The 12,114-nt window shown below is 74.3% G+C and carries 10 protein-coding genes and 1 pseudogene; 8 read left to right on the top strand and 3 right to left on the bottom strand.

Features of this window, described 5'->3' with window-relative positions; translation table 11 throughout:
* Positions 1 to 69: 69 nt before the first annotated feature.
* Positions 70 to 285: a type A2 lantipeptide gene (locus ACFYWG_RS03505; protein WP_376330071.1), complete on the bottom strand. Its 216-nt coding sequence runs from the start codon at positions 283 to 285 to the stop codon at positions 70 to 72.
* Positions 286 to 946: 661 nt separating this feature from the next.
* Here ACFYWG_RS03505 and ACFYWG_RS03500 point away from each other — a divergent pair.
* Positions 947 to 2,311: a S1 family peptidase gene (locus tag ACFYWG_RS03500; protein ID WP_383686426.1), complete on the top strand. Its 1,365-nt coding sequence runs from the start codon at positions 947 to 949 to the stop codon at positions 2,309 to 2,311.
* A gap of 106 nt (positions 2,312 to 2,417) precedes the next feature.
* On the opposite strand, the gene ACFYWG_RS03495 is transcribed toward ACFYWG_RS03500, so the two are convergent.
* On the bottom strand, positions 2,418 to 4,574 hold the full coding sequence (locus ACFYWG_RS03495; RefSeq protein WP_383511326.1) for a SpoIIE family protein phosphatase: 2,157 nt from the start codon (positions 4,572 to 4,574) through the stop codon (positions 2,418 to 2,420).
* Positions 4,575 to 4,834: 260 nt separating this feature from the next.
* On the opposite strand from ACFYWG_RS03495, the gene ACFYWG_RS03490 reads away from it, so the two are divergent.
* Positions 4,835 to 7,294, top strand: a complete 2,460-nt coding sequence (locus ACFYWG_RS03490) for a SpoIIE family protein phosphatase (protein ID WP_385421355.1) — start codon at positions 4,835 to 4,837, stop codon at positions 7,292 to 7,294.
* An 18-nt stretch (positions 7,295 to 7,312) separates the two neighbouring features.
* Here ACFYWG_RS03490 and ACFYWG_RS03485 read toward each other — a convergent pair whose 3' ends face one another.
* A complete protein-coding gene (locus tag ACFYWG_RS03485; RefSeq protein ID WP_383511330.1) occupies positions 7,313 to 8,008 on the bottom strand; it encodes a type 1 glutamine amidotransferase domain-containing protein in 696 nt (231 codons plus the stop codon).
* 152 nt (positions 8,009 to 8,160) lie between these two features.
* Between ACFYWG_RS03485 and ACFYWG_RS03480 the strand changes: the two genes are divergently transcribed.
* From ACFYWG_RS03480 to ACFYWG_RS03455, 6 genes and pseudogenes are all read left to right on the top strand, one after another.
* Complete coding sequence (locus tag ACFYWG_RS03480) at positions 8,161 to 9,096, top strand: LysR family transcriptional regulator (RefSeq protein WP_376330081.1); 936 nt, start codon at positions 8,161 to 8,163, stop codon at positions 9,094 to 9,096.
* Positions 9,097 to 9,192: 96 nt separating this feature from the next.
* Positions 9,193 to 9,612 carry a CBS domain-containing protein gene (locus tag ACFYWG_RS03475; protein ID WP_383511334.1) on the top strand — a complete coding sequence of 140 codons (420 nt, stop codon included), beginning with the start codon at positions 9,193 to 9,195 and terminating at the stop codon, positions 9,610 to 9,612.
* Positions 9,613 to 9,889: 277 nt separating this feature from the next.
* Positions 9,890 to 10,063, top strand: a complete 174-nt coding sequence (locus tag ACFYWG_RS03470) for a hypothetical protein (RefSeq protein WP_376330084.1) — start codon at positions 9,890 to 9,892, stop codon at positions 10,061 to 10,063.
* A 118-nt stretch (positions 10,064 to 10,181) separates the two neighbouring features.
* Positions 10,182 to 10,316 (top strand): annotated as a pseudogene (locus tag ACFYWG_RS03465) (sugar phosphate nucleotidyltransferase); the annotation flags it as partial.
* A gap of 44 nt (positions 10,317 to 10,360) precedes the next feature.
* Complete coding sequence (gene rfbD / locus ACFYWG_RS03460) at positions 10,361 to 11,248, top strand: dTDP-4-dehydrorhamnose reductase (RefSeq protein WP_389198997.1); 888 nt, start codon at positions 10,361 to 10,363, stop codon at positions 11,246 to 11,248.
* Complete coding sequence (locus tag ACFYWG_RS03455; protein ID WP_389198995.1) at positions 11,235 to 12,038, top strand: class I SAM-dependent methyltransferase; 804 nt, start codon at positions 11,235 to 11,237, stop codon at positions 12,036 to 12,038. Before rfbD ends, ACFYWG_RS03455 begins: the two co-directional genes overlap by 14 nt.
* Positions 12,039 to 12,114: the final 76 nt, after the last annotated feature.

The raw sequence follows: 12,114 nt of genomic DNA, 5'->3' as shown, positions 1-12,114 counted from the left end.
GGTCACGGCACCCGAAGATCCCGGAACCGCCGGCTGCGGCTCCGGGAGTCGACGGCACCAGGGGCTCGATCAGAGACCGGCGACCAGGTTGGTGACCGGGGCCGTGTTCAGGCCGGTGACACCCTCGACGGTGCCGACGGCCGTGTCGACCAGGCCGGCGACCGGAGCGATGCCGTTCACCGTGTCGGTGACGGTGCTCACGGCGTTCACGGACAGACCGCCGGAAACGGCGTCGAGCTCGGCGTCGGCGATCTCGACGGTCTGGACCTGGGGGGTGGAGTTCATGATGGAACTTCCCTTCGTATGGACAACTCATCAAGGGGGGAGCGGCCCCCTCTGGGGACAGACGACGGCCGCGACCACGAGTGCCGGGCGCCCGTTGCCGTACGCCCTCCGCGGCCCCCGCGGTGCGATGGATCAAAGCACGCACCGGACGCGGGCTTCCACTCAATCAGCCGCCTCACCAGGCAACTTGTGTGCCGGAGGCGCTCGCCCGTGCAGATCCGCGCACGGCTCGGCGGCGACTTCTTCACATGCCCCACGGCATCGGCGCATCCCGTCCCTCGCGCCCCGCGGCGGCGAAACAGGCACTCCCGCCCCAAAGGCGTAACCACCTCATCACGCCTGTGGACAACGCCCGCAGCGGTGACCGGGTTGAGCACGCGCTGTGCAGATTCGCGGAAGCCGGGATTCAACTTCGTCTTCACGACGGAGTGTCGCCGCCCGGGCACCCGCCGTCGTGATCCTGGGCGCGACGGCGAGACGGACCGCTGAGGGACCGTCACCACGCGGGACCACGCGGGCCAGGCTCAATTGCCCGGCTCCCGGGACCACTTGCAATCGGAATTGAACGCCGCGCGCGACCGGTGCGTACCAACAGCCATCCAGGCGCCCCCCAAGACGCTGCCGGACGGCGGCACCACTCCGTCCCCAGGAGGACAGAAGTTTGAGTCACAAGCGAATCCCGAAGCGCAAGGCCGCGATAGCGGCGGGCAGTGTGGTGGCGCTCGGCGCGGCAGCGCTCCTGCTCCCCCACGCCAACGCCTCGCAGGACGGTTCGTCCGGTGACGCGGCGGCCGCGCCCAAGACGCTGAAGGCGGGCGACGCCTCGGACCTGGCCGCTCAGCTCTCCGGGCTCCTCGGCGAGGCGTTCGGCGGCTCCTACTACGACGGCGACAACCAGCAGCTCGTCGTCAACGTCGTACCGGGCGACAACAACAACGTGATCGTGCAGGCCAAGGCCGCCGGCGCGAAGGTCCGCGAGGTCGACAACAGCTGGTCCGAGCTGAAGGACGGGGCGTCGACGCTCAAGTCCGAGGCGACGATCGCGGGCACCTCCTGGTCGATCGACCCGCGCACCAACAAGCTCCTGGTGACCGCCGACAGCACCGTGACCGGCGCCAAGTGGGACAAGTTGGAGTCCACCGTGCGCGGTCTCGGCTCCGGCATGGCGACCCTGAAGAAGTCCTCCGGCACCTTCAAGCCGTTCGTCTCCGGCGGCGACGCCATCTTCGCGGGCGGCTCGCGCTGCTCCCTCGGCTTCAACGTCACAGCGGGCGACGGCTCCCCGGCCTTCCTGACGGCCGGTCACTGCACCCTCGGCGGCAACGAGTGGTCCGACACGCAGGGCGGCCAGCCGATCGCCACAGTGGACCAGTCGACCTTCCCCGGCAACGGCGACTTCGCACTCGTGAAGTACGACGACCCGGCGACCCAGGCGCCCAGCGAGGTCAACACCGGGAACCAGACCGTCCAGATCAGCGGGGCCGCCGAGGCGACCGTCGGCCAGCAGGTGTTCCGGATGGGCAGCACCACCGGGCTCAACAACGGCCAGGTGCTCGGTCTCGACGCCACGGTGAACTACCCCGAGGGCACCGTCACCGGGCTCATCCAGACCGACGTCTGCGCCGAGCCCGGCGACAGCGGCGGCTCGCTGTTCACCCAGGACGGCCTGGCCATCGGCCTGACCTCGGGCGGCAGCGGCGACTGCACCGTCGGCGGCGAGACGTTCTTCCAGCCGGTGACCACCGCCCTGGAGGCGGTCGGCGCGACCCTCGGCGCGGGCGACGGCGCCGGCGCGGGCGGCCAGGCCGGCGCCGGCGAGGAGGCCGGCGCGGGTCAGGAGGCCGGAGCGGGCGAGCAGGATGGTCCCGGGAACGGCGCCGGTCAGGGAGTGGGCGCGGGCCAGGAGGCCGGTGCCGGTCAGGACGCGGGTGCGGGCGGTCAGCGGGGTGCCGGGAACGGCGCCGGTCGGGGAGTGGGCGCGGGCCAGGAGGCCGGCGACCACTCCGAGCTGACCGAGTCCCGGTAGAGCCGACGGCAGCGGCCGCACCCCTGCGGCCGGTCCGGTGCCGCCTCCCTTCCCGAGGCGGCACCGGACCGGCCCGCCGGCGTCCCGGGCCGGGCCCCTGCCGGCCCTACTCCACCGCCCTGATCAGCAACACGGCGATGTCGTCGGGGCGTTCGTCGCCGTCCACCTCGTGCCGGACCTCGCGCACGAGGCGGTCGGCCAGTTCGTCCAGCGGCAGGTCACCCGCCTCGGCCAGCCGCCGGCCCAGGTCCGCCAGGGCCTCCTCGAAGTCCGTGCCGGGTGACTCCACCAGCCCGTCCGTGTAGAGGACGAGCAGCGAGCCGGGCGGCAGGGCGACCTCCGTCGTCGGGTAGACCGCCGAGGCGTCGATGCCCAGGAGCGGCCCGCCCGCCAGGTCGAGCACGCGCACCCGGCCGTCCGGGCGCCTCAGCAGCGGCGGGGGATGCCCGGCCCGGGACATCACCGCGCGCCCGCGCGCCGGGTCGAGCCGCAGGTACAGGCAGCTGGCGAACAGGTCGGACCCCAGGTCCAGCAGCAGCCGGTTGGTGCTGCGCATGACCTCCTCGGGCGCCTGGCCGACGGTCGTGTACGCCCGCACCGCGGTACGCACCTGCCCCATCAGCCCCGCCGCGGTGACGTTGTGGCCCTGCACGTCCCCGATCACCGCCGCCGCCAGGCCCTGGCTGCGCACCAGGTCGTAGAAGTCGCCGCCGATCTCCATGCCCTGGGTGGCCGGCAGATAGCGGCCGGTGGCCTCGACGCCGGGCAGCGAGGGCAGCGAGTGCGGCAGCAGCGCCTCCTGCAGCCCGTGCGCGAGCCGGTGCTTGGCGTCGTAGAGCAGCGCGCGTTCCAGCGCCTGGGCGATCAGCCCGGCCAGGCTGGTCATGATCGCCCGCTCCTCGGTCGGGAAGGGGTGCGGCTCGGCGTAGGCGAGCACGCAGGTCCCCACGGGCCGCCCCTGCGCGATCAGCGGCAGGTAGGCCCACGCCGCGAACCCGTCCGGTGTGGCGTGCCGCGCCGGGTAGAGGCGCTCCAGCTGCTCCCGGGACTCGAAGAAGGCGGGCACCCCGGTCCGCAGCACCTGGGTGCCGGGCGTCGGCTCGGTCAGGGGCAGGCCGTCGAACCGTTCGACCACGTGCGCGTCCCGGTAGCCGCGGTGCCCGAGCACCCGCATGCGGTTCGCCCGCGAGCCCAGCAGCACCAGGGCCTGGCTGCCGACGGCCGGGGCGATCTCGTCGGCGGCCAGCTGCACCACGTCCTGCACCCCGACCGCCTCGGTCAGCGCGCCGGCCAGGTTCAGGACCTGCGAGATGGTCACCAGCCGGGACGGCGCCCCGTCGGGCGGCGGATCCACGCGGTTCATCTCCGACACGGCCCGGGAACGGGTGATCCGCACGCTCAGGCCGGTGGTGCTCGGGTAGAGGCGGAAGGACAGCCATTCGCCGGGCGGGCGCAGCGCCACGAACGAGGTGATGTGCTGGCTCATCAGCGCGGCCCGGTAACGGTCCTCGTACACCGGGTCGTTGAGCCAGGGCACCGACGCCCACAGCTGCGTGCCGAGCAGCCGGCTGACGGGGACGTTCAGCAGCTCGGCCGCCGCCGCGTTGACGAAGCCGATCCTGCCGTGCAGGTCCATGGAGACCAGCCCGTAGGGCAGCCGGCCGACCATCCGGGCCGCCTCGACCGTGCCGAGGGAGCCCGCCACGCCACCGACCAGGGGAGCGGCGACCAGGTCCGTCTCGGGATGCGGCGGGACGCTGTGCTCGGCCGCCCGCTCCAGCCGTACGGCCAGCCGGCCGCAGGCCGCCGAGAGATGGTCGCGCTCGTGGTCGGACAGCTCCGGCGGGTGCGCGCCGGGCCAGGTCACGAACACCGCGCCGTAGACGGTGGACTCGGTGGCGACCGGCACGGCGGCCAGCGCGAACGGGTAGGGCAGGACCATGGCGATGCGCGGGTAGCGGCGGGCCATTTCCTCCTCGCCGCCCACCCAGACCAGGCGCCGCTCCCGGGCCGCGTCGGCCACCGGTATGGGCGCGCTGAGCCCCACCCGCTCCCAGGGCGCCGCGAACGCCCGGGGCAGCCCGGCCATCACCGCCATCTCCAGCACGGGCTGGTCCCGCGCGAGCAGGTACACGGCACCGGAGTGGGCGTGCACCTCGTCCATCATCGAGGCCAGCGCCAGCGACAGCAGCGGCCGCCCCACCGGCATCCTGGCGGTGGCGGGGGCCTGCGCGGACGCATGCCCGTCGGACACGCCGACCACCTCCTCGCGCTGGGCCGTGCGGCCTGGCCCAGAACAAATCTGCCCCCTGGCGGCCTGTCCCGCACGACGAGCCGCACGCACCGGCCCGGCCCGCCGCCGCCCGAACCCCTCGCACCCCGCCCCGGCACCGCGGCGGGCGCCCTCCGGCCCCGGCCCGGCACCGGGCGGGCGGCATTCCCGTCGCCCGCCCCGGCAGGTCCCCGCGGCGCCCGTTCCCGGAACGCCCACAGGGGCTGCGCAGGTGTCTCATAAGCGCTGTAATGGCCAACGTGGTCAGTCAGGGCGCCCCAGAACGCGGAACGCGGACCTCGCGTGTCGAAGGTGCTCTCAAGGCGATCGCAGCCGATCAGGACTCACCCGAACGGGTGCGCCGCGTCCTCGAACAGGCCCTCGTGTACGCGGGCGCCGTCCTCGCCGCCGTGTACGCGCCGGGCACCGACGGCGACACGCTGTGCCTGGTGGAGTCGGCCGGTGTGCCGCGGACGCTCTACGGACTGCGCGACGGCTACCCGCGCGCCGGACGGTCCCCGGTCGCCGAGGCCCACCGCACGGGACGGCCGGTCGTGCTGGACCCGGTGGACCTGGCCGGGCACGCCCAGGCCCGCCGCGTGCCCTTCGGGGACTTCCACCTCCTCGCCCTGCCGCTGCCGGCGCCCGGTGCGACCGAGGGCGGCTGCCTGCTCGCGGTGACCGAACGCCCCGGCGGGTTCTGCGCCGAGGACCGGGCCTGCCTGGAACGCGTCGGTGACGCGGTCGCCCTCACCGCCCCGGCGGCGCCCACCGAGGGCGGCGAACTGCCGCCGGGCGCGTTCAGCCTCGCCATGGACAGCGGCCGCGTCCGCGTCGGCGACGACCTGCTCGCCCTGTTCGGCCTGGACCCCGCCGAGTTCGACGGCCGGGTGGAGACCCTGCTCGGCCTCGCCGTGCCGGAGGACCTGCCGTCGCTGATGTCGGTCGTGGAGGCCGACCACATGTCCATCGGCGACCGCGAACTGGAGTTCCGGGTGCTGCAGCCCACCGGACCGCCGAAGTGGCTGCGCCTGCGCGGGCGCCTGGTGCCCGGCGGGGACGGCCGCCCGGCCCGCCTCGTCGGCACCGTCGCGGACGTGTCCACCCTGCGCTCCGACGTGACCGACGTCGCCCGCGTCCAGCGTCTGGCCGCCGCCCTGGCCACGGCCGTCACCGTCCGCGACGTCGGCAAGGCCGTCGTGGCCGCCCTGCGCCGACCGCTGCGGGCCGACCGGATCGCGCTCGCCGAGCTGGAGGGCGACCGCCTGGTCGTCACCGTCCTCGACCCGCCCGAACCCGAGGTCTGGCCCGAGGTGTGGCGTACGGAGTGGCGCGGCGAGTGGCCCGACGCGCCCGTGCGCTCCATGCCGACCCTCGCCGCCGCGCTGCGCGAGGGCCGGGCCGGCATCTGGCCCGCGGGCAGCCCCCTGGAGCCCTCCCTCGCCGAGGTCGGCCCCGGCGGCCTCGCCGTCCTGCCGCTGCCCGCCGGGAACCGCATGGCCGGGGCCTGCCTGATCGGCTGGGACACCCCGCACGACTTCGGTTCCGACGAGCGCTCCCTGCTCACCGCCTGCGCCGGACTCGCCGGGCAGGCGCTGGCCCGCGCCCGGGCCTTCGACGCCGAGCACGAGCTGGTCGGCATGCTCCAGCGCCAGCTGCTGCCGCGCCGGCTGCCCCGGCTGCCGGGCGCGGTGGCCGTCGCCCGCTACCTGCCCAGCACGGCCGGGCTGGAGCTGGGCGGCGACTGGTACGACGTCATCCCGCTCCCCGACCACCACGTCGCCCTCGTCATCGGCGACGTCCAGGGGCACAGCGCCGGCGCCGCGACCCTCATGGGCCAGATGCGCACCGCCCTGCGCGCCTACGCCGTCGAGGGGCACCCGCCGGACGTGGTGGTCGCGCACGCCAACCGGCTGCTGATGGACATGGAGAGCGATCTCTTCGCCACCTGCTGCTACGTCGACCTGGACCTGGAGGAGGGCGCGGCCTGGTGCGTGCGCGCCGGGCACCTGCCGCCCGTGCTGCGGCAGCCGGACGGCCGCACCGAGATCGCGGAGGCCGAGGGCGGTCCGCCGCTGGGCGTGATCACCCAGGCCGAGTACCCGATGAGCCCGCTGCGCCTCCAGCCCGGCACCTTGATCGCCCTGGCCACGGACGGTCTGGTCGAGACGCCCGAGACCGACATCGACGAGGGCATGGCCCACCTGGCCGCGCGGCTGGCCGGCGCCGCACCCACCGACCTGGGACTGGTCGCCGACGCCCTCCTCGGCGACGCCCCCCGCAGCGACGACGTCGCCCTGCTCCTGCTGCGCTACGACGGCATGGACGTACGCCCGCTGAGGGAGAGCTGGACGGTGTGGCGGGTGCCGCAGGCGGTCGGGCACGCCCGCCGCTTCGCCCGGCGCACCCTGCGCTCCTGGGGTGTCGCGGGGGACCACGACGCCGCCCTGCTCGTCGTCTCCGAACTCGTCACCAACGCCCTGGTGCACACCGACGGCCAGGTCCGCATGGACCTCACCCTCGTCAACGACCGCCTGCGGATCGCCGTCGCCGACGCGTCCCCCCGCACGCCGGCCCGGCCCAGGAGCATCGGCTGGGAGGCCACCGGCGGCCGCGGGATCCTCCTGGTCGAGGCCGTGTCGGCCGGCTGGGGGACGCTGCCGGTGAGCGGCGGCAAGCAGGTGTGGGCGGAGCTGCCGGCGGGGCGCTGAGCGCCCGGGCCGGGGCGGTCAGCCCAGCCGCTTCAGCAGCTCCTGCGCCAGCGGCGCGGAGGACGCCGGGTTCTGGCCGGTGACCAGGTTGCCGTCGGTGACCACCTGCGGCGCCCAGGGCTCGCCGGCGCGGACGACCAGACCGGCCTGCGTGAGGCGGTCCTGGAGCAGCCAGAGCACACGGTCGGCCAGACCGCCCTGGATCTCCTCGGCATTGGTGAACGCGGCGACCTCGCGACCGGCGAACACGTTCTTCCCGTCCGGCCCGACGGCGGCCAGCAGCGCGGCCGGTCCGTGGCAGACCACACCGAGCGGCAGGCCCGACTCCAGGGCGCGGGCGAGCAGCCGGCCCGAGTCGCTGTTCACGGCCAGGTCCTCCATGGGGCCGTGGCCGCCGGGGTAGAAGACGGCCGCGTACTCCTCCAGCCGGACGTCCTCCAGCCGCACGGGGTGGCGCAGCTCGGCGGAGGCGTCGAGCGCCGCGGTGATCCGGTCGGCGTTCTCCTGGCCGCCGTTCGACTCCGGGGCGAGCGAGGCGCGGTCGACCGGGGGCACGACACCGCCCGGCGTCGCCACGACGACCTCGTGGCCGGCGGCCCGGAACGCCTCGTAGGGGGCGACGAACTCCTCGGCCCAGAAGCCGGTGGGGTGGGCGGTGCCATCGGCCAGGGTCAGGGTGTCGGCGCCGGTGACGACGAAGAGGATCTTCGACATGGGTGCATCTCCGTGGGAACGGCCGCGGTCGGACAGCGCGGCGAGGACTCGGACGGTGACGACCGTACGTCCCGTGACCCTCACCTTTCCAATGGATCCACCGATGGCAGCCATAGGATTTCACATGGCAGTCGGCGCTAGTCTCGTCCTTCGTGACACCTCTCGACACCCCCGGCTCCGCCGGTGCGCCCGGACAGCCCGACCTCAACCTCCTGCGGACCTTCCTGGCCGTCTACCGGTCCGGCTCCTTCACCGCCGCCGGCCATCTGCTCGGCCTGTCCCAGCCGACCGTCACCACCCAGATCCGCTCGCTGGAGCGGCAGACCCGCAGGGAGCTGTTCGAGCGCCTGCACCGCGGGGTCGCCCCCACCGCGGTCGCCCACGAACTCGCGGCCCGTGTCGCCGCACCGCTCGACGCGCTCGCCGAGGCCACCGGGCACGGGGCGCGACCGGCCGCGGCGGCGGAACCGGTCCACCTGGCCGGCCCCGCCGAACTGCTGGCCACCCGGGCCCTGCCCGCCCTGGCCCGCCTCGTCGCCGACGGGGTGCGGCTGCGCGTCACCACGGGCCTGACCGAACCGCTGTTGGAGGAACTGCGGGCCGGACGGCACGACCTGGTCGTCTCCACCACCCGGCCGCGCGGCCGCACCCTGTCCGCGGTGCCGCTGACGGACGAGGAGTTCGTCCTGGTCGCCGCACCCGTGTGGGCCGGCCGCGTCCGGGAGCGCCTGGCCGCCGAGGGGCCCGCCGTCCTCCAGGACGTCCCGCTGATCGCGTACGCCGACGACCTGCCCATCGTGCGCCGCTACTGGCGGCACGTCTTCGGCCGCCGGCTGAACGAGCGCGCCGCCGTCTCCGCGCCCGACCTGAGGGCCGTCCTCGCGCTGGTCGCGGCGGGAGCCGGGTTCAGTGTGCTGCCGCGCTACCTGTGCGCCGCCGAGCTGGACTCCGGCGCGCTGGTCCTGCTCGACGCCCCCGAGGACCCGCCGATCAACACCGGCTTCCTCGTCCAGCGCCCCGGGGCACCGGGCAACCCGCACGTCGCCCTCGTCCGCGACCGGCTGCTGGAAGCGGCCCGCGAGTGGTGAGGGACGGGGCGCGCGGCTGGTGAGGGACGCGGCGCGCCGGGTACCCGCCGCCGCAAGGACGGGGGACACCGCACGAGCCGAGGAAAGGGGTACGTCATGGCTCAGCACGTCCGCGACATCATGACCGGTGATCCGGTCACCGTCGAGCCGCAGACCTCTGTCGCCGAGGTGGCGCGCATCATGCGCGACGAGGACCTCGGCGTCGTCCTGGTGACCGACGGCGACGACCTGAAGGGCCTGGTCACCGACCGGGACCTCGTGGTGAGGTCGATCTGCCAGGGCGGCGACCCGGAGCAGACCACCGTGGCCGGCGCATGCAGCGACGACCTGGTGACCGTGACCGCCGACGACGACCTGGGCCACGCCGTGGAGTTGATGCGCGAGCACTCCGTCCGCCGCGTCCCGGTCGTCGACCAGGGCCACCCGGTGGGCATCGTCTCCCTGGGCGACCTGGCGATGGAACGCGATCCGGAGTCGGCACTCGGCGACATCAGCGCCGCGCGCCCCCACACCTGAGCGCGACGGAACTGCGGCGGCCCCCTGCACCTGGGGGCCGCCGTCGTGTGTGCGAGGGGTGGGTGGCGGGTGGTGGGAGGGGCGTGTGGGGTCAAGAGTGGGTACGCGACAGGTCCGAACGGGGCTGTGCGAGGGCGGGCGCCGGGTCAACGGAGCTGCACCGCACGGGAGTCGGTGTTGTCGCGGGCTCATGGGTGACCGGCCGTGTTTGCCCGGTTCGTCCCGGGACACCCGAAGAGGAGCGGAAGCAGAAGGAAGATGATGAGCCGTGACGTGCATGGACCTACCCGACAAGCCCGCCCTCCCCGGTCCCGAGACCGGCTGGTCGCAGGCGCGCCGCCTGCGCGGCAAGAACCCGGTGCGCACCTGCCTGCCCGCCGTTCAGGACCGGGCCACGGCCACGACCGCCCCTCGCGGCGCGGAGTGGAACATCGTCCGGGGCGAGGACTGATCTCCCGGTGGACGAACACGCGGTGACGAACACGCGGTGACGATCCGGGCAACGGAGCGCGTCGGCAACCCCCTGAAGTGATGTTCACAACCGCCGGATCGCGACTAAGGTGAGCCCAATGAAGGCTCTCGTGCTGTCCGGTGGTGCAGGAACACGGCTGAGGCCGACCACCCACACGTCGGCCGACCACTCCGTGCCCGTGGCCCACGAGGCCGTGCCGCTGCGCGGGTTGCCGCCCGTCGCCGCGGCCGGCGGCCCCTGCCACGACTCCGCCACCCACGTCGCCCGGGAGTACGGGTGAGGTGGCTGGTCACCGGCGCGGGCGGCATGCTCGGCCGGGACGTCGTCGGCGAACTGACCCGGCGCGGGCAGAGCGTGACCGGCCTCGACCGGGCCGCCCTCGACATCACGGATCCCGGCGCCGTCGACGCCGCGGTGCGCGAGCACGGTCCCGGCGTCGTCGTGAACTGCGCCGCATACACGGCCGTCGACGCCGCCGAGAGCGACGAGGCCCGCGGCCTGGAGATCAACGGCGCGGGCCCGCGCCTGCTGGCCCGGGCCTGTGCCGCGCACGGGGCGCGCCTGATCCACGTCTCGACGGACTACGTCTTCTCCGGCGTGGCCCGCACCACCCCGTACCCGGAGGAGCATCCGACGGGCCCGCGCACCGCCTACGGCCGCGCCAAGCTGGCCGGCGAGCAGGCCGTCCTGGAGGAACTGCCCGGCGCGAGCGCCGTCGTGCGCACGGCCTGGCTCTACGGCGCCCACGGCCGCAACTTCGTCCGCACGATGCTCGAGCTGGAGTCCCGCCGCGACACCCTCGACGTCGTCGACGACCAGCGCGGGCAGCCCACCTGGAGCGCCGACGTCGCCGAGCGGATCGCCGACCTCGGCGCCCGGCTCGGCCCCGGCGCGCACGGCGTCTTCCACGCCACGAACTCCGGCGAGGCCAGCTGGTACGACCTGGCCCGCGAGGTGTTCTCCCTCATCGGCGCCGACCCCGGCCGGGTGCGCCCCACCAGCAGCGCGGCCTTCCCGCGGCCCGCGCCCCGCCCCGCGTACAGCGCCCTGGCACACCACCGTTGGCCGCAGGTCGGCCTGCCCCGGCCGCGTGACTGGCGCTCCGCCCTGCATGAAGCACTGCCCCGTATCCGCAAGGAAGGTCCCCCTCGTGAAACGCCATGAGTTCCTCCGGGAACTGCACAAGGTCAGCGCCAACCGCAACTACCTGGAGATCGGCGTCAACGACGGGCGCAGCCTGACGCTGTCCCGTGTGCCCAGCATCGCGATCGACCCCGCCTTCAAGGTGGTCTCGGAACTGCGCTGCGACGTCCACCTCGTGAAGGCCACCAGCGACGACTTCTTCGCGCGGGACAACCCGCTCCAGCACCTCAAGGGCGGCCGGCACCCGCTGCGCAACCTGCGCCGCGGCCGCAGCCCGATCGGCTACTGGCGCCGCACCACGCTCGACCTGTCCTTCATCGACGGCATGCACCTGTTCGAGTTCGCGCTGCGCGACTTCATGAACGTCGAGAAGCACTCGGACTGGGCCAGCGTGATCGTCCTGGACGACATGCTGCCGCGCAGCGTCGACGAGGCGGCCCGGGACCGGCACACCAACGCCTGGACCGGTGACGTCTACAAGATCACCGAGGTGCTGGCGCGCTACCGCCCCGACCTGGTCACCGTCCTGGTCGACACCGCCCCCACCGGCCAGCTCGTCGTCTTCGGTGCCGACCCGGAGAACCGGGTGCTGCACGACAAGTACGACGAGATCATGGCCGAATACAAGGTGCCCGACCCGCAGAAGGTGCCCGAGGCGATCCTGGAGCGGGCCGGTGCGGTCCGTCCGGAGGCCCTGGTGGAGGCCGGCTTCTGGGGCCCGCTCGCCCAGGCCCGCAACCGCGGCGTGCCCCGCCGGATCGGCTGGGAGCCCCTGCGCCGCTCGCTGGAGCAGGTCGGCATCAGCCGCTGACCCGCTCCCGGCCCGCCGCAGGCCCGGACGCCTACCGCGCCCGGGCCTGCGGCTCGCACGTCCACGGACAGCACCG

This window comes from Streptomyces sp. NPDC003456 (genome assembly GCF_042878735.1).
Classification (GTDB): Bacteria; Actinomycetota; Actinomycetes; order Streptomycetales; family Streptomycetaceae; genus Streptomyces.
The sequence above is the reverse complement of the archived record's forward strand: the minus strand, read 5'-3'. Positions and strand labels throughout refer to the sequence as shown.